The 17,675-nt window shown below is 67.8% G+C and carries 16 protein-coding genes; 1 reads left to right on the top strand and 15 read right to left on the bottom strand.

Annotation, left to right across the window (positions count from 1 at the left end):
• Positions 1 to 4: 4 nt before the first annotated feature.
• Genes NOF55_RS14300 through NOF55_RS14270 form a run of 7 tightly spaced genes read right to left on the bottom strand, consistent with a single transcriptional unit; the run spans position 5 to position 6,649 of the window.
• A complete protein-coding gene (locus NOF55_RS14300) occupies positions 5 to 754 on the bottom strand; it encodes a phosphodiesterase (protein WP_306412063.1) in 750 nt (249 codons plus the stop codon).
• Positions 751 to 1,572 (bottom strand): inositol monophosphatase family protein, encoded by an 822-nt coding sequence (locus NOF55_RS14295; RefSeq protein ID WP_306412062.1) that lies wholly within the window; start codon positions 1,570 to 1,572, stop codon positions 751 to 753. The genes NOF55_RS14300 and NOF55_RS14295 overlap by 4 nt, the downstream gene beginning before the upstream one ends.
• A 19-nt stretch (positions 1,573 to 1,591) precedes the next feature.
• Entirely contained in the window at positions 1,592 to 2,620 is a 1,029-nt protein-coding gene (locus tag NOF55_RS14290) for a LacI family DNA-binding transcriptional regulator (RefSeq protein WP_306412061.1), read from the bottom strand.
• An 11-nt stretch (positions 2,621 to 2,631) separates the two neighbouring features.
• Positions 2,632 to 3,471, bottom strand: a complete 840-nt coding sequence (locus NOF55_RS14285) for an ABC transporter permease (RefSeq protein WP_370868989.1) — start codon at positions 3,469 to 3,471, stop codon at positions 2,632 to 2,634.
• Complete coding sequence (locus NOF55_RS14280) at positions 3,471 to 4,292, bottom strand: ABC transporter permease (RefSeq protein ID WP_306412059.1); 822 nt, start codon at positions 4,290 to 4,292, stop codon at positions 3,471 to 3,473. Before NOF55_RS14280 ends, NOF55_RS14285 begins: the two co-directional genes overlap by 1 nt.
• Before the next feature lie 57 nt (positions 4,293 to 4,349).
• Positions 4,350 to 5,483 carry an ABC transporter substrate-binding protein gene (locus NOF55_RS14275; RefSeq protein ID WP_306412058.1) on the bottom strand — a complete coding sequence of 378 codons (1,134 nt, stop codon included), beginning with the start codon at positions 5,481 to 5,483 and terminating at the stop codon, positions 4,350 to 4,352.
• 29 nt (positions 5,484 to 5,512) lie between these two features.
• Positions 5,513 to 6,649, bottom strand: coding sequence for an ABC transporter ATP-binding protein (locus NOF55_RS14270; protein ID WP_306412057.1), 1,137 nt, complete (start codon positions 6,647 to 6,649; stop codon positions 5,513 to 5,515).
• Positions 6,650 to 6,927: 278 nt separating this feature from the next.
• On the opposite strand from NOF55_RS14270, the gene NOF55_RS14265 reads away from it, so the two are divergent.
• Positions 6,928 to 8,049, top strand: a complete 1,122-nt coding sequence (locus tag NOF55_RS14265) for an ankyrin repeat domain-containing protein (protein WP_306412056.1) — start codon at positions 6,928 to 6,930, stop codon at positions 8,047 to 8,049.
• A 25-nt stretch (positions 8,050 to 8,074) separates the two neighbouring features.
• Here NOF55_RS14265 and NOF55_RS14260 read toward each other — a convergent pair whose 3' ends face one another.
• From NOF55_RS14260 to mmsA, 8 genes are all read right to left on the bottom strand, one after another.
• Positions 8,075 to 8,692, bottom strand: a complete 618-nt coding sequence (locus NOF55_RS14260; RefSeq protein ID WP_306412055.1) for a 2-dehydro-3-deoxy-6-phosphogalactonate aldolase — start codon at positions 8,690 to 8,692, stop codon at positions 8,075 to 8,077.
• A complete protein-coding gene (locus tag NOF55_RS14255; RefSeq protein ID WP_306412054.1) occupies positions 8,689 to 9,603 on the bottom strand; it encodes a 2-dehydro-3-deoxygalactonokinase in 915 nt (304 codons plus the stop codon). Before NOF55_RS14255 ends, NOF55_RS14260 begins: the two co-directional genes overlap by 4 nt.
• Positions 9,600 to 11,117, bottom strand: a complete 1,518-nt coding sequence (locus tag NOF55_RS14250; protein WP_306412053.1) for an aldehyde dehydrogenase (NADP(+)) — start codon at positions 11,115 to 11,117, stop codon at positions 9,600 to 9,602. Before NOF55_RS14250 ends, NOF55_RS14255 begins: the two co-directional genes overlap by 4 nt.
• 315 nt (positions 11,118 to 11,432) lie before the next feature.
• Positions 11,433 to 13,190: an L-arabinonate dehydratase gene (gene araD, locus NOF55_RS14245; RefSeq protein WP_306412052.1), complete on the bottom strand. Its 1,758-nt coding sequence runs from the start codon at positions 13,188 to 13,190 to the stop codon at positions 11,433 to 11,435.
• Complete coding sequence (locus tag NOF55_RS14240; RefSeq protein WP_306412051.1) at positions 13,187 to 13,954, bottom strand: SDR family NAD(P)-dependent oxidoreductase; 768 nt, start codon at positions 13,952 to 13,954, stop codon at positions 13,187 to 13,189. Before NOF55_RS14240 ends, araD begins: the two co-directional genes overlap by 4 nt.
• Positions 13,951 to 14,919, bottom strand: a complete 969-nt coding sequence (araD1, locus tag NOF55_RS14235) for an AraD1 family protein (protein WP_306412050.1) — start codon at positions 14,917 to 14,919, stop codon at positions 13,951 to 13,953. Before araD1 ends, NOF55_RS14240 begins: the two co-directional genes overlap by 4 nt.
• A gap of 5 nt (positions 14,920 to 14,924) precedes the next feature.
• Positions 14,925 to 16,112 carry a multiple monosaccharide ABC transporter permease gene (gene mmsB, locus NOF55_RS14230; protein WP_306412049.1) on the bottom strand — a complete coding sequence of 396 codons (1,188 nt, stop codon included), beginning with the start codon at positions 16,110 to 16,112 and terminating at the stop codon, positions 14,925 to 14,927.
• Positions 16,109 to 17,647 (bottom strand): multiple monosaccharide ABC transporter ATP-binding protein, encoded by a 1,539-nt coding sequence (gene mmsA, locus NOF55_RS14225; protein WP_306412048.1) that lies wholly within the window; start codon positions 17,645 to 17,647, stop codon positions 16,109 to 16,111. Before mmsA ends, mmsB begins: the two co-directional genes overlap by 4 nt.
• Positions 17,648 to 17,675 lie beyond the last annotated feature (28 nt).

Raw genomic sequence — 17,675 nt, 5'->3', positions numbered from 1 at the left:
ACGCTCAGAACTCGCTGAAATGCACGACCAGCGTTTGCACCCGCGCCTCGATGACGGCATAGGCCGGCGCCTCGAACGACGGCCCGGTGCGGCGGGAGACCAGATCGAGCGCCGTCTGGTGATTGGTGCCGCGCAGGATGGTGAAGGGCACGCCGCCCCAATGGCCGGTGACGAGCCGGTGCAGATGGCCGGCGAAGATGTGGCGGACGTCGCCGTGCCGCCTGAGGCAGTCGAGAAAAGCCTCCGGTTCGGCAAGGCCGAGCGGATCGAGCGCCGGCATGTGGACCGGCCCGGCCGGATGGTGCATGAAGACATAGACCGGCCGGCCTTCCGCCTTCGCCAGCCGCGCGCGGAGCCAGCGCAGCCGGGCCGGGCACAGGCGGCCGCCGACCCGGCCGTCGTCCAGCGTGTCGAGAACGAGGATGCGGCTGCCGTCGAGATCGATCGCGGCCTGCGCGAAGCCCTCGCCATCGACCTGGCCGGGAAAGGCGGCGGCGAAATACGCGCGGTGGTCGTGATTGCCGAGCAGCAGGCGGACCGGCAGGGAAAAATGCGCCAGCCGCTGCTTCAGCAGTGCATAGGTGTCCGCACCGCCGCTATCGGAAAGGTCGCCCGAAACCAGCACCAGGTCGGCATCGCCGTGCCGGGCCTCGACGTCGCTGAGGCAGGCGTCGAGCCGCCGGAAGGGGTCGAGGCCCATCAGGGTTTTGCCGGGCGCGACGAGATGCGGGTCCGATATCTGGACGAGCTTCATGGGTTTTGCCCCGCCCTTTCCAGCGACTTGCCCACCAGATCGGTGAGATCCTGCCGGACCTGCGGCGCGCAGCCGATGACCGGGCCGCCGCGCAGCAGGGCCTCGCCGGCAGTCGGGAACGGCGCGGTCCAGCCGCCGGCCTCGCGGATCATCAGCAGGCCGGCCATGCAGTCCCAGGCATTGATATGCGGCTCGTAATAGCCGGCGAGCCGTCCGCTCGCGACTTCCGCCAGCATCAGCGCGCCGGAGCCGTTGCGGATGAACATGCCGCCCGCCTCCAGAAGCACGTCGATGAAGTCCGTGACGCTGCGGCGCGGAACGCGGAAATTGGCGCCGACGCCGAGAAGGCCCGTGGCGATGCCGGCGCGTGTGTCGACGCGCATGGGCCTGCCGTTCAGGAAGGCGCCGCCGCCCAGCCGCGCCGCGAACAGGTCCTGCGTCGTCGGCCGGAAGATCACGCCGAGGAGCGTTTCCTCGCCCTTCATCACGGCGATCGAGATGCACCACTGGTCGAGGCCGTGGACGAAGCAGCTCGTTCCGTCGATCGGATCGACGACCCACAGGAAGCCGGAGGTGCCGGCGTCCAGCCCCTGCTCCTCGCCGAGCACGCCGTCGCCAGGGAAGGCTTCGGCGACGCGGGCGCGGATCAGCCGCTCGACGGCCTTGTCCGTCTCGCTGACGACATCCTGGCCGTTCTGCTTCTCCTCCACGTCGAGGGAGGAGAGGTCGGCGAAGGAGGCAAGGGCCAGCCGCGCCGCGTCGTGGATGATGTCGCGGGCAAGCGAGAAGCGGAGATCGTCGGGAAATTCATTCGGCATGGCTATCTATCTTCTTCTGTCAGGCGGGGATGAAACTCTGGCGGACCACGAAATCCGGGATGATCCGCTCATAGGCGGGCGGTAGGTCCGGCTCGGCAAGGCGCCGGCCGATCAGGTCGACGGCGCGGGCCGCCATGCTCACCGGGTCCTGGCGGAACGTCGTCAGGCGGTAGCTCAGCCAGGCGGCCTCCGGCACGTCGTCGAAGCCGATGACGGCGACGTCCTCCGGCACGGCCAGCCCGCGCTCGCAGCGGATGAAATCCATCAGTCCGAAGGCGATCTGGTCGTTCACGCAGAAGACCGCGTCGGGATGGCCCGCGCCGCCGAACAGCAGGCGGGCGGCGGCGACGCCGCTCTCGTAATCGGAATCGGCGCCACGGCCGATGGCGACGGAGGCGCCGAGACGCTCCGCCTCGGCCGCAAACGCCGTCTCGCGCTCGCGGATGCTGGGCGTGCCGGAGGCCGAGCCGGCGATGGCGAGCCGCGTCCTGCCGGCCCGCAGGAAGGCGGCGGCGGCCTTGCGCGACGCCTCGGAATTGCCGGCGCGGACATGGTCGGCATCCGGCTCCGAGCGGCCGATGACCACCAGCGGCTGGCCATTGCGGCGGGCGAGGTCGAAGAAGCTTTGCGGCGGCGAGCCCGACAGGATGACGGTCGCCTCCGCCCGGTGGCCGATCAGCGTGCGCTGGGCGGCCAGCATCTCCGCCTCGGTCTGGCCGGTGTTGATGAGAACGGGAATGTTGCCGCGGGCGATCAGCGCCTTCGCGAGCGCCGAAGCAAGATGGGCGCGAAAGCCGACTTCCGGCTTCGTCGCGACGATGCCGACCAGCCGGCTGTGGTTGGCCAGCACGCCGCGCGCCAGGTCGTTGACCTGATAACCCAGCTCGCGGGCGGCTTCGAGCACCTTCGCGCGCGTCGCCGGCGCGACGCTGGCGCCGGGCGTGAAGGTGCGCGAGACGGCGGAGCGGGAAACGCCGGCGCGCTGCGCCACCTGCTCGGCGCTGACGAAGCGCATGCGGCCCTGGGGCCTGTTTTCCGCATCTGCCATGATCGTCCTCGTCAATGCCCGACGCGGGAGAGCACGTCCGCCTTCAGGAATCGTTCGACCACGAGCATAAAGACGAGCGAGGGAACAAGCAAAAGCAGCGCCGTGATGGAGGCGACCTGGTAATTGCCGCCGGAGCCTGCGGTGTAGAGCAGAAGCGGCAGCGTCGTCACGTCCGGCGCGCCGACGAAGTAGCTGCCGGTGAACTCGTCGAGACTTTCGAGGAAGACGAAGATGGCGCTGGCCATCAGTCCCGGCGCGGCGAGCGGCAGGGTGATGTCCATGAAGGCCCGCATCGGCCCCGCTCCCGCCGAGCGGGCGGCCTGTTCGAGTTCGCGGTCGATGGCCGAGAAGGCGGCCGTGGCGATCCAGACGGCATAGACCAGCCCGTGCGAGACATGAACGAGCACGAGGCCCGCCACCGTTCCGTTCAGGCGAATCTCGTAGAAGATCCGGGCGATGTTCACATAGACGGTGAGGTTCGGGAACGCCTGCGGAATGAGAAAGGCCAGCAGGATGAGCCCGCGCACCGGCAGTTTCAGCCGCGCCAGCGCATAGCCGGCGGGGATCGCCAGCATCAGCGCGACGATGACGGTCAGGACCGCGACGAGCAGCGAGTTCCGCAGCGATTCCAGCGCGCCGCCGCGCGGGGCGAAGACGTTCTGCCAGGCGCTGAAGCCGTATTGCGCCGGCAGCGTGTGGGGAAAATACCACCGCTCCGCCACCGTCCACAGCAGCATGTTGGCCAGCGGGCCGAAGATGAAGAAGGCCATGAGGCCGAAGACGATGCCGCGCGGCACCCACCACAGCGCCGGCGCCAGCCGGGAAAGGGATAAGGAGAGGGAAGACGCCATCATGCGCGCTCCTTGAGGCTCTGGCGGAGATAGATCCACGCGACGGAGGAGGCGAGCGCCAGCGACACGAGGCCGAGCGCGTTGGCGACGCCGTAATCGCCGTAGGCGTTGACGCGGAAGGCGATGTCGGCGGTCAGCATGGTCGGCGACTGCGCATTGATCATCAGCGGCACCGACAGGACCGACATCATCGTGACGAAGGACAGGATGAGCCCCACCGTGATCGTCATCGCCACCTGCGGCACCAGGATCTCGATCAGGATGCGCAGGCGCGAAGCGCCGAGGTTGCGGGCGGCCTCGATCGTGTCGCGGTTGACCGAGGCCATCGCGCCGGCGACGAGAAGGGCGACGAACGGCGTCTGCTTCCACACGAAGGCGATGACGATGCCGCGCCAGTCGAGAAAGCTCTGCGCCTCCATCGGCGTCATCAGGCCGAGGCCGATGATGGCGTTGTTCATGATGCCGTTCTTGGCGAGGAAGGTGCGCAGGATCTGCCCGACGACGATGAAGGGAATGAACAGCGGCCAGCGATAGAGCCAGCGCAGGATGGCGACGGCGCGCGGGTTTTCCCCGAGCGTCAGGTAGCCGCCGATGGCGATGGCCGCAAGGCCGGTCAGCGCCGTCGAAAGGCTGACGATCACCACCGTGAAGACGATGTCCTTCATATAGAGGTCGAAGGTCTTGGCGAAGTTGCCGAGACCGAAACCGTCCCCGACCCGGAACGCGCCAATGGCCGACATTCCCAGCGGCAGGATGAAGAACAGCGCGATGACCGCGAGCGCAGGCGCGACGAGAGCAAGGCCGAGGAGACGTCCGGGCATGGCAGGGACCTTTGAAAGACAGGCTCCCCGGCGAATGCCGGGGAGCCTTCGGAGGAATTACTTCACCGACTGTTCGTAGGCTTCGAGGATCGCCGTGTTGTACTCGGCAATCGGGAAGGGCTTGCCCTTGGTGGCGAGGTCTTCCGGGGTGATGTCGACGAACAGCCTGTTCCAGGTCGCCTCGTCGAGCTTGGCCTTCACATGCTCGGCGTCGATGCCCGGATACCAGTTGAAGCGCTTGACGATGCCTTCGGCCTGAACCTCCGGGCTGGTGGCGAGTTCGACGAACTTGCGGGCCAGATCCTTCTCGGCAGCCTTTTCCGGAACGATGTAGTGCATCGGCTGGCCGGGCATGCCGGGGGCCGGCAGGAAGAGCTTCAGGTCGGGCGGAAGCTGGCCGTTCGCCTGCCAGGAATAGAACATGTCGACCCAGACCGGGCCCATCGCGATCTCGCCGCGGCTGATGAGATCAAGCGTGCCGGCATTGCCGGGCGTCAGCGTCGCGTTCTTCGTGAAGTCGGCAAGGCTCGCAAACGCGCCGTCCCACTTCTTGGTTTCGTCTTCCCGGAACGGACCCGTCATCAGGTTCTGCGCGTCGCCGTCGCCGAAGGCGTAGATCCAGCCCATGACGAAGCTGACGCCGGAGGCACCGCCCTTGATGCCGTTATAGCCGAACTGCTTCGGGTTCTCCTTCGCCCATTCGGCGAGTTCGGCATAGCTCTTGGGCGGGTTTTCGACGAGCGCCGGATTGTAGGCGATGGCCGTCTGGCTGTTGAACATCGGCATCACATAGCCCTCGACATTCGTGCCGAGCGCGTTCTTCGCATTGTCGCGCGTCACCAGCGGGCCCGAGGAGATCGCGTCGCGGTACTTGTCGAGATAGCCCTTCTCGACCATCGGGCCGACGAACTTCTCATGCACGATGGCGACGTCGACATCCCAGGCGGCAGCGTTGGCGGCGGCCTGCGCGTCGAAGCGTTCCAGAAGCTTCTGGGAGCCGGCGTCACCCGGCCCCGTGCCGATGGCGCGCACCGTGTTGCCCGGATAGGCCTTCTCGAACAGCGGGCCGAGATACTGGTTGATGTAATCGACCATGTTCTGGTCGCCGGCCGTGGCGACGGTGAGTTCGGCGGCCTTCACGGGAAGGGCGGCGAGCACGACGGCAAACGTCGCGAAAGACAGTCTCTTCATGGATGATCTCCGGTGTTTGAAGAAGGGTGTCAGGCGGGAACCTTCCCGGCGGTGGCCGTCCGGGAAACGGGAGCGACCGGCGGATGCGTCTGCGGCCGGTCAAAAAGGAAAAGCGCCTCGGCCGGGACATGGACGTCCACCCGGTCGCCGGGCGCGAAGGCCTGCGCCGCGTCGGCCATGATCTCGGCCTCGCCGATGCGGATCGTGTGGCGCCAGACGCCGCCGGGATAGCTGGCGGCGAGAACCGTGCCGTGAAAGACGGCGCCGCCTTCCGGCAGGGCCGATCCGGCCGCGGCGATGCGCGCGGCTTCCGGGCGGAAGCGGGCGTCGACCGGGCCGGAGCCGAGCGGCCGGCCGGCCAGCGGAACATGGGCTCCCGCATTGGCCGGGCCGGCGGCGATGGCGAAGCGGTCGCCCTCGGGCGAGCCGGTGAGCTGAAGGATATTCTCGGCGCCCATGAAGGCCGCGACGAAGGCGGAGGCCGGCCGGTTGTAGACCTCTTCGGGCGTGCCCTGCTGGGCGATCCGGCCGGCGTCGAGGATGACGATGCGGTCGGCCATCACCATCGCCTCCTCCCGGTCATGGGTGACATGGACCGCCGTGATGCCGAGGCGGCGCTGCAAGGCGCGCAGCTCGTGGCGCACGGAAAGCCGGATGCGCGCATCGAGATTGGAGAGCGGCTCGTCGAGCAGCAGGATTTCCGGATCGACGGCCAGCGCCCGGCCGAGCGCCACGCGCTGGCGCTGCCCGCCGGAAAGGGCGGCGGGCTTGCGCTCCCCGAGACCGTCGAGGCCGAGCATCGACTGGACCTCGCCGACGCGGCGGGCGATTTCCGCCTTCGCCACGCGCCGCAGCCGGAGCCCGTAGCCGATGTTCTGCGCGACCGTCATGTGCGGCCACAGCGCATAGCTCTGGAAGACCAGCGACACGCCGCGCCGGTCGGGCGGCAGGCTCGTCACGTCCTTCTGCCGCAATTGCACCCGCCCGGCCGTCGGGGCGACGAAGCCGGCAAGAACGCGCAGCAGGGTCGTCTTTCCGCAGCCCGAGGAGCCGAGAAGGGCGACGAACTCGCCCTTGTCGATGGCGAGATCGATATCGTTCAGGACCTGCGTGGCGCCATAGCGGCAGGCGATGCCGTCGAGTTCCAGAAAGGTGTTCTGCTGCATGTCCGGTTCCTTTGCACGCCTGTGCAATGCGATCGGGCAACAGATAGAACCTTTCGTTGACAGCTGGATGACAAAGGCGGCAGCAGACACGCCTGCCCCGGACATTTTCAGTCCGGCGATTGATTCATAAGGGATTTATCGAAAGCCCGGGCGCCCGCCCATCGCCTGAAACGACCTGTGCCGCGACCGGAACGCTTGAAGACGCCGGGCGTATCCCCGAAAATACCGGAAAGGCGCCGGAGTGATCCGGCCCTGATCAGGAAGGGAGTCTGTATCGGATGACGAAGACCCGGAAGAAGAAGACCTTGCCGAAGGATTTCGAGGAATTGCTGACGAATGGCGATTGCGGTGCGATCAAGGCGGTATTCGAGACATGCGACGTCCATGCGCGTGGCGGCTCCTTCAAGAAAACGGCCCTGGCGTTCAACGCGCTTCCGGATGACGTCGCTCGATGGCTGGTCGAAAAAGGCGCGGATATTTCGGCGCCCGACGCCTATGGCGAGACGCCCCTGCATGCGCGCGCCGGCCACTGGCAAGGCAGGATCGACATCCTGCTCGAACTGGGCGCGGACGTGAACGGCAGGGACGGCAAGGGCAACACGCCGCTTCACAAGGCCGCCGCGGTCGGCAACGTCCGAACCGCCCGGACCCTGCTTGAACACGGCGCCAGCATCGACGCCACCAACGACGACCGCCTGACCCCGCTGGAACTGGCGCTTCAACGGTGCAGCAACGCAAATATCCGCGCGATTGCGGACATGTCGGACCTGTTGCTGAACGCGCAAGCTCCCCGGCCGGCCGGCATTCGCACGCTCGCCGCGCGCTTGTTTACAGCACGGCGGCAAGGCGACGACCGGATTTCCCCGCAGATGCAGGATTTCGTGCGGCGTATCGGCGAAAACTTCGAATTCCACCGCAGCGGCTTCAATCCGGACAGCAGGGAGGAGACCAGCGCCGCGCTCGACAGGCTTTATGCCCTGTTCGACGTGCCGCCCGTTCCGCGCCGGGCCATCCATGACGGCAGGTCGCCCATCATGGCCAAGGCGGCGAGCTGGCAGGACCGCCATCAGGAATTGTGGGAGTTGCTCGTCCCTTCGAGCGGCGCGGCGGAGACCGTGCAGGGCGAGGTCATCCGCATTTCGGGGCGCATCGCCGGAGAACTCGACGGCAATGGCGGCATAAACTGGGATGCGGAGTTCAGGCAGATGGCCGACGCGCTGCTGGTCCATCTCGGCTCCGGCAAGCCCCTGCCCGCCCCCGAACTGAAAGAGGCCGCGACCATCGTCGGCGAGGTGAAGCGCAAGTATGGCGATACGCGGCGGTTAAGCGAGCTGGCGGTCGCGTGGGTGGCGCTGAACCCGAAGCCGGTCGCGCTGCCCGCGCCTTCGTACAGGCGCTGACGGACGCGACGACGGCGGTGCCCGTTCAGTCCTGTGCCGCGGCGAGCGCCGCGTCATAGGCCGAAACGATCTTCGCGGCGGCGGCCGCCGTCGCCTCGACGCTCTGGCCGGGACGGTAAAGCGCGGTTCCGATGCCGAAGCCGGTGGCGCCGGCCCTGATCCATTCCGGGAAATTGTCGGCGCCCGCGCCGCCCACCGCATAGAGCGGCGTTCCCTTCGGCAGCACGGCCCTGACGGCGGCGATGCCCGCCGGGCCGATCAGCGTCGCGGGGAAGAATTTCAGGCCCGTGGCGCCGGCCTTCAGCGCCGCGAAGCATTCGGTCGGCGTGAAGACACCCGGCCAGGATTCCATGCCCGCCGCCCGCGTGGCGGCAATCACCGCAGGGTCGCAATTGGGCGAGACGACGATGGCCGCCCCCATCTCCGCCAGCCGCCGGACATCGGCCACCTCGAGCACCGTGCCGGCGCCGATCATGGCGCGGCCGGCGAACCGGGCGATCAGCCGCCCGATGCTGTCGAACGGCTCCGGCGAGTTCAGCGGCACCTCGATGGTGGTGATGCCCGCCGCGACCAGCACGTCGACATGGGCTTCCACGTCTTCCGGGCGGATGCCGCGCAGGATGGCGATGATGTTGCGGGTCATGACTTGTCCTCTTCGATGTTTGCGAACGCCCGGGTCAGCCCGGCCAGCGCCATCGCCTCGCCGGACACGGCCTCCGCGCTCGCACCGAGCTGCGTCAGCGCCGTGGCGTAGAGCCTGCCAAGCGGGCCCGTGCCGACGATCAGCGTCGGTTCGTCCTGCCACAGCGCGCGCGCCGAGGCCATCTCGATGCCGATCAGCAGGCCGGACAGGCGGCTGCGGGCCGCCCGGGGCGCAAGCCCTTCCAGCAGGTTTTCCGCGCGCAGGCGAAAAAGCGAGGCGGCAAAGCCGGCCGGTTCGGTGGCGGTTTCACGAACGGCCGCCGCGAAGGCGTCCGTGTCCATGCCCTCGCCATCGTCGGCCATGCCGTGACGCAGCACCGACTGCGCCGAAAGGAGCGCGAAAAGCTCGCCGGTCATCAGCGTCAGGAAGCGCTCGACGCGCCCTTCCCGGATGACGGCCCATTTCGAATGGGTGCCGGGCAGGCAGACGACGCCGGAAAAGCCCGGCCGGCCGGCCAGCACGCCGGCGATCTGGGTTTCCTCGCCGCGCATCACGTCGGCAGGCTCGGCCTGCGACAGGCCCGGCACGATGAAGACCTCGATCAGCGGGCTCTCGACCTTCGGCCGCGCGAAGGGACCGCCGACCGGCGCGCAGGGAACGGCGCGATAGGCCGCCTCGATCCAGCCCTGCCGGGCGCCCGCCATGCCGCAGACCAGCACGGGCGTGACGCGGGCGGGGTCGAGCCAGCCGCCGATCAGCGCCATCAGCGCCGGCTCGTATTGCGCCGGCGTCAGCCGGCCCATGCCGTCGTCGCTGGACGCCTCGGCCAGCACCCCGCCGCCTTCGTCGAGGGCGAAGACGCGCAGGTTGCTCGTCCCCCAGTCGGCGGCGATGCGGAATGCGTAGGTCATGGGCGAATATCCGTCGGCAATATCTCGTCCGGCAGGTTCTGGTAGGACACCGGGCGGAGAAAGCGGCGGATCGCCATCGTACCGACGGAGGTCGCGCCGAAATTGGTGGAGGCCGGGTATGGCCCGCCATGAATCATGGCGTCCGAGACCTCTACACCGGTCGGAAAGCCGTTGGCAAGGATGCGCCCCGCCTTGCGCTCCAGAACCGGCAGAAGCTGCCGCGCTAGCGGCGCATCGGCCCGGTCCATGTGCAGCGTGGCGGTCAGCTGCCCCTCGAACGCCCTGGCGAGATCGATCATCGCCGCGCCGTCCGGGACGCGGACCACCAAACCGAGCGGGCCGAAGACCTCCTCGCTCAGCGCATGGTCGCGCAGGAAGGCGTCGGCCGTCGTCTCGTAGACGCTGGGCGAGGCGGTGCGGCCCTCGCTCTGCGTCTCGATCACCGGGCGAACGGCCTCATGGACGGCAAACCGCGCGTGGCCACGCCGGAAGGCCTCGGCGATGCCGTCCGTCAGCATGGTCTGGGGACCGATCTTCTCGAGCGCCGTCCGCGCCGCGGACACGAACCTGTCGGCCGCCTTGCCGTCCGGCACGACGACGATGCCCGGATTGGTGCAGAACTGGCCGGCCCCCATCGTCAGCGACGCCGCCCATCCCGCGGCAATCGCCGGGCCGCGCGCGAAAAGCGCCTCCGGCAGCACGAACATCGGGTTGACCGACCCCAGTTCGCCGAAGAAGGGGATCGGCTCGGGACGGCGGGCGCAGAGATCGAACAGCGCCCGGCCGCCCGCCAGCGAACCGGTGAAGCCCACGGCCTTGATCAGCGGGTGGCGGACCAGCGCCTCGCCGACCAGCCTGTCCTGGCCGTGAACGAAGGAGAAGACCCCTTTCGGAACGCCGGTCGTGGCAATCGCCGCCCGGATCGCCTCGGCGACGATCTCGCCCGTGCCGGGATGGGCGGGGTGCCCCTTGACGACGACCGGGCAGCCGGCCGCCAGCGCCGAGGCCGTGTCGCCGCCGGCGACCGAGAAGGCCAGCGGGAAATTCGAGGCGCCGAAGACGCCGACCGGCCCGACGGGCCGCTGCATCAGCCGGATTTCCGGGCGCGGCAGCGGCTGGCGGTCGGGCAGCGCGGCGTCGAAGCGGCGGTCGAGGAACTCGCCCTTGAGGATGTGATAGACGAACAGGCGGAGCTGCCCGGTGGTGCGGGCGCGCTCGCCGTCGATGCGGGCCGCCGGCAGGCCGGTCTCGCGCACGGCGATGTCGGTGATCGCCGCGCCGCGCTCCTCGATCTCGGCGGCGATCGCCATCAGGAAGCCCGCCCGCGTCTCGCGCGGCAGGTAGCCATAGGTCCAGAAGGCGTCCTCCGCCGCCTTCGCGGCCGCATCCACATGGGCCTCCGTGCCGGCGGAAAAGGCTTGCGCCGGACCCGACGACGGCGACGACAGGAACGTCGCCTCCCCCGCCACCCATTCCCCGGCGATCAGGTGTCTGCCATGCGGCGTGTAAGCCATGTCGTTGTCCTCCCGTACGTGCATTCCGGCCAGAGGCGATGCGGACCGGTGCGGTATCCCTTCCCCCCATCGGGGAGAAGGTGGCCCGAAGGGTCGGATGAGGGGCGCGCGAAGCGCCGCACACGTGTCAGGAGGCTTCGCCTCCCCCTCATCCGGCTGCCGCCACCTTCTCCCCGACGGGGAGAAGGGGACAACCGCACTGCCCTATGACACGGCCAGCCCCCTGGAGCGTTTCCGTTTACCGGAAATGCCCTATCTCTTTGTTTTTAAGCAATTCCGGACGCAAATCCGTTTCCCGCTTCTGCTGGAATTGCTCTAATGGCTGTCCTTGCCCACCGGCGCGCCGCGACATCCCTTGAGGAAGTCGAGATCGGCGCCGGTATCGGCGCCCTGCACATGGCTCTGGTGCAACCAGGCATAGCCGGAAGTCGGCAGGTCGTGGTTCGGCTCCCATTCGGCCAGGCGCGCGGCCAGCTCCGCATCGGAGATTTCGAGCGTCAGCGATCGGTTCGGCACGTCGAGCGAGATGAAGTCGCCGTTGCGCACCACCGCCAGCGGCCCGCCGACGGCGGCTTCCGGCGCGGTGTGCAGCACGACCGTGCCATAGGCCGTGCCGGACATGCGGGCGTCGGAAATGCGCACCATGTCGGTGATGCCCTTCTTCAGCACTTTCGGGGGAAGCCCCATGTTGCCGACCTCGGCCATGCCGGGATAGCCCTTCGGGCCGCAGTTCTTCATCACCATGACGCAGGTCTCGTCGATGTCGAGGCCGTCGTCGTTGATCTTCGCCTTGTAGTCGTCGATATCCTCGAAGACGACCGCCCTGCCCCGATGCACCATCAGGTGCGGCGAGGCGGCGGACGGCTTCAGCACCGCGCCCTTCGGCGCGAGGTTGCCGCGCAGCACCACGATGCCGCCCGAGGCGGTCAGCGCCTTGTCGGCCGGCAGGATGACGTCCTCGTTCCAGTTGACGACATCCTTCACCTCGTCCCACACGGCCTCGCCGGACACCGTCAGCGCATCCCGGTGCAAAAGGCCCGCCTCGCCGAGGCGCTTGAGCACCACCGGCAGGCCGCCGGCATAGAAGAACTCCTCCATCAGGTACTTGCCGGACGGCATGAGATTGACGATGGTCGGCACGTCGCGGCCGCAGCGGTCCCAGTCGTCCAGCGTCAGGTCGACGCCGACGCGGCCGGCGACGGCCAGCAGGTGGACCACGGCATTGGTCGAGCCGCCGATGGCCGCATTGGTGCGGATGGCATTCTCGAAGGCCTGCTTCGTCAGGATGTCGGAGGGCTTCAGGTCGTCCTTCACCATCTGCACGATGCGCCGGCCGGTGAGCTGCGCCATCACCTTGCGGCGGCTGTCGACCGCGGGAATCGCGGCGTTGCCCGACAGCGCCATGCCGAGCGCCTCGGCCATCGAGGCCATCGTCGAGGCCGTGCCCATCGTGTTGCAGGTGCCGGACGAGCGGCTCATCGCCGCTTCCGCCTCCAGGAACTCGGCCTGCGTCATCTCGCCGGCCTTCACGGCCTCGGAGAATTTCCACAGATGCGTGCCCGAGCCGATGCGCTCGCCGCGGAACCAGCCGTTCAGCATCGGCCCGCCGGTGACGACGATGGACGGCAGGTCGCAGGAGGCCGCCGCCATCAGCAGCGACGGCGTGGTCTTGTCGCAGCCGACCATCAGCACGCAGCCGTCGATGGGCTGGCCGCGAATGGCCTCCTCGACCGCCAGCGCGGCGAGGTTGCGGAACATCATCGCCGTCGGACGGAAGGTGTTTTCCGAGGCCGAGAACACCGGCACCTCGACCGGGAAGCCGCCGGCCTCCCAGATACCGGCCTTCACCTTTTCGGCCAGTTCGCGCAGGTGGCCGTTGCACGGCGTCAGGTCCGACCAGGTGTTGAGGATGCCGATCACCGGGCGGCCGTCGAACAGGTCGTGCGGATAGCCCTGGTTCTTCAGCCAGCCGCGGTGGTAGATCACGTCGCGGCTGGTGCCGCCGTACCATTCCTGCGAGCGCAGCTTGCGCGGCCAGGGCGCGGGTGTGAATGTCTTGCTCGTGCCGGTCATGTCCAGCCTCCATCGACGATAAAATTCTGCGCGGTACACATGGCGGAGGCCTCGGAGCCGAGGAAAAGCGCCATCTGCGCGATATGCGCGGGCAGAAGCGGGCCCGGAAGACACTGGCTGCGCCGGATCGTCTCGCGCGCCTGGTCGTCCACCCAGAGCCTGAGCTGCTTTTCGGTCATCACCCAGCCAGGAACCAGCGTGTTGACGCGGATGCCGTCCGCGCCGTGGTCGCTGGCAAGACAGCGCGTCATGCCGTGGACGGCGGCCTTGCAGGCGGCGTAGGTGGCGAGATCCGCGCTCCTGATCATCCACGACACCGAGCCGAAATTGACGATCGAGCCGCCGCCCGCCGCCTTCATCATCGGCACGACCGCCTGCGCGGCGAACATCTGGTGGCGCAGGTTGACGGCAATCGTCCGGTCGAAGAATTCCTCCGTCACGCTGTCCAGCGTGTGGCGCTGGTCGTTGGCGGCGTTGTTCAAAAGCACGCGGATCGGCCCGGCCTCGTCGGCGAAGCGGCGGATCGTGGCCTGATAGTCCGCAGTCCGCGTGATGTCGCAGGCCGCGAAACGCACGTCCAGCCCCTCGGCGTTCAGCCGGGCGGCAAGCGCCTCGCCCTCGGCCTCGGCAATATCGACGAAGCAGGTGACGGATCCCTGCCGGGCGAAGGCCTCCGTCAGCTCCGCGCCGATGCCGGTCGCGCCGCCGGAGACGAAGACCGCCTTGCCGGCGAGGTCGGGATAAATCGCGACAGGCTCGCTCATAGCGCGCGGACCTTCACGGCCCCCGCCTCGGGCGCGGCCACCGCCAGCGGATTGGCAAGCGCCGCGCCGAAATCCGGGGCGGAAATCTCGAACACGTCGCCCGCCTGCGGCCTGATGCCGTCGGCGAAGGAAAGCGTCGCCGTGCCGAACATGTGGACGTGCAGGTCGCCCGGCTGGCGGAACAGCGCATACTTGAAATGATGATGCTCGAGGTTGGCGATGGTGTGGGACATGTTCGCCCCGCCCGACAGGAACGGCTTTTCCCACAGGACCTCGCCGCCGCGCAGGATGCGCGACGTGCCGCGGATGTCGGCCGGCAGGTCGCCGACGAGAAGCTCGGGGCCGAAGGCGGCCGGGCGCAGCTTCGAATGGGCGAGGAACAGATAGTTGATCCGCTCCGTCACATGGTCGGAGAACTCGTTGGCCAGCGAGAAGCCGACGCGGAACGGCGTGCCGTCCGGGCCGATCAGGTAATAGCCGGCGATTTCCGGCTCCTCGCCGCCGTCGAGCGCGAAGGCGGGCGAGGTCAGCGGCTCGCCCGGCGCGACGGCGTTGACGCCGGTGCCCTTGTAGAACCATTCCGGCTGGACGCCGACCTCGCCGTCGGCCGGCCTGCCGCCTTCCAGTCCCATGCGGAACATCTTCATCGAGTCCGACAGGCCCTCGGCCGGGGCGTGCATGGCGTCGCGCGTCGAGGCCGAGCCGGTATGCGTCAGGCCCGTGCCGGTCAGGAACATGCGGGCCGGCTCGGGATGGCGCAGCGGCACGTCGAGCGCGCCCTTCGCCGCCAGTTCCGCCACGTCGACGGTCTCGCCGCCGGGCGGCACGACGCTTGCCAGCGGCCGGCCCTTTTCGACGGCCTCGCGGGCGAAATCCAGAATGGTGGCGCCGGCAACGAGGCGTGCGGCATCCGTCGCGGCGTCACGCACCGCGACACCACCCTTGCGAACCTGGCTGAGAAGCATTTGTCCTATCCTTGCTTGGTCTTGTTGTAGACGTCGAAGATGACGGCGACGAGGAGAACCAGACCCTTGATGACCTGCTGGTAATCGATGCCGATGCCCATGATCGACATGCCGTTGTTCATCACGCCCATGATCAGCGCGCCGACCACGACGCCGATCACCTTGCCCGAACCGCCGGCCATCGAGGCCCCGCCGATGAAGACGGCGGCGATCACGTCCAGCTCGAAGCCGGTCCCGGCCCTCGGGGTCGCCGAGTTGAGGCGGGCGGTGACGATCATTCCGGCAAGCCCGGCCAGAACGCCCATGTTCACGAAGGTGAAGAACACCAGCCGGCTGGTCTTGATGCCCGAAAGCTTCGCCGCCTTCTCGTTGCCGCCGACCGCGTAGATGCGGCGGCCGGTGGTCGTCTGGTTGGTGAAGAAGTTATAGGCGACGATCAGCACCGACATGACGATCAGCACGTTCGGCAGGCCGCGGAAGCTCGCGAGCTTCCAGCCGACGAACAGCAGCACCGCCGACACTACCGCATGCTTCAGCCAGAACATGGCCGCCGAGCCGGTCTCCATGCCGAAGGCCTCGTCCTGCCGGCGGGCGCGCAGGCTCTGCCAGACGATGGCGAGGATGGCGATGACCACCACGGCGATCGCCGTCATGTTCGGCCGCCCGACGCCGAAGAAATCGGGAATGAAGCCGGTCGACAGCGCCTGGAACTCGCGCGGGAACGGGCCGATGTTCTGGCCGGCCAGCAGCCACAGCGTCAGGCCGCGGAACACCAGCATGCCGGCCAGCGTCACGATGAAGGAGGGGATGCGCCAGAAGGCGACCCAGTATCCCTGCGCCGCGCCGATCAGGCCGCCGGCGACGAGAACGGTCGGGATGACCGCCCAGACCGGCCAGCCCTGCTGCACGGTCAGCACCGCCGCGATCGCCCCGGTGAAGGCGGCGACCGAGCCGACCGACAGGTCGATATGGCCCGAAACGATGACCAGCAGCATGCCCAGCGCCATGACGATGACGTAGGAATTCTGCAAAAAGAGGTTGGTGATGTTCTGGGCCGACAGGAAATCGACGTCCTGGACGGCCCGCACCACGACGAGGAAAAAGAAGACGATGGCGAGCAGCGCCAGAATCATTCCGTTTTCCCGAAAATTGCCCCCGAGCTGGGTGCGAAGGGTTTCCTTGGCGCTTGTCACGCTGCTTTCTCCCCGTTTTGCTGTCCGTCCCTGACGATGAGGCCCATGATCGCTTCCTGGCTGGCTTTCTCGCGGGAAAGCTCGCCGACGATCCTGCCTTCGTTCATGACGAAGATACGGTCGCACATGCCGAGCAGTTCCGGCATTTCCGACGAAATCATCACGATGCCCCGCCCCTGGGCGGCGAGATCGTTCATGATGGCGTAGATTTCATATTTCGCGCCGACATCGATGCCGCGCGTCGGTTCGTCGAGGATCAGCACCTGCGGGTTGGTGAACAGCCATTTCGACAGAACCACCTTCTGCTGGTTGCCGCCGGACAGGTTGACGACCCGCTGGTGAACACCCGGCGTACGGATCTTCAGCGCCTTGCGGTAATTCTCGGCCACCGAATGTTCGCGGCCCTTGCCGAGCACCCAGCCGCTGGCGATGCCGGCCAGGTTGGCGAGCGTCACGTTGCGGGTGATCGGCTCGTCGAGGATGAGGCCGAGCGCCTTGCGGTCCTCGGTGACATAGGCGAGCCCCGCGTCGATGGCGCGGCTGACCGTCGAAAGATCGGCCGTCCTGCCGTCGATGGTCGCCTCGCCCGACAGGAAGCGGCCGTAGGAGCGGCCGAACAGGCTCATGGCCAGTTCCGTGCGGCCGGAGCCCATCAGGCCGGCGATGCCGACGATCTCGCCGCGGCGCACGTTGAAGGCGGCGTCGCGGATCATCTGGCGCGGCTGGTCGGGATGACCGACGTTCCAGCCCCTGACCTCCATCAGCATCTCGCCGATCTGCGGGTCGCGGTGCGGATAGCGGTGCTCCATGTCGCGGCCGACCATGTCGCGGATGATGCGTTCCTCCGTGACCTCGTCGCGGTCAAGCGTCGAGACGGTGGAGCCGTCGCGGATCACCGTCACCCGGTCCGCGACGCGGCGGATCTCGTTGAGCTTGTGGGAAATGATGATCGACGTCACGCCCTGCGCCTTCAGCTCCAGCATCAGGTCCAGGAGCTTCTGGCTGTCGTTTTCCTGAAGCGCCGCGGTCGGCTCGTCGAGGATCAGAAGCTTGACATCCTTGGCGAGCGCCTTAGCGATCTCGACGAGCTGCTGCTTGCCGACGCCGAGCTTCTCGACCGGCGTGGCGGGCGCTTCGTCGAGGCCGACCTTGCGCAGCAGTTCGCCCGTGCGGCTGAAGGCCAGCGGCCAGTTGATGACGCCGCGCGTCGCCACCTCGTTGCCGAGGAAGATGTTCTCGGCGATGGACAGAAGCGGCACCAGCGCCAGCTCCTGGTGGATGATGATGATGCCGTGCGTCTCGCTGTCGCGAATGTCCCGGAAGGCCACGGTCTCGCCCTCGAAGACGATATCGCCCTCATAGGTGCCGTGGGGATAGACGCCGGAAAGGACTTTCATCAGCGTCGACTTGCCGGCTCCGTTCTCGCCGCAGATCGCATGGATCTCGCCCTGCTCGACCTTGAGATCGACGCGATCCAGGGCCCGGACGCCGGGAAACGACTTGCCGATGCCGCGCATTTCAAGAATGGCAGTCATGAGCGCCTCCTGAATTTACGAAAGAAAA

Source organism: Ectorhizobium quercum (assembly GCF_026552795.1).
Classification (GTDB): Bacteria; Pseudomonadota; Alphaproteobacteria; order Rhizobiales; family Rhizobiaceae; genus Ectorhizobium; species Ectorhizobium quercum.
This window is presented reverse-complemented; position numbering and strand designations above follow the sequence as displayed.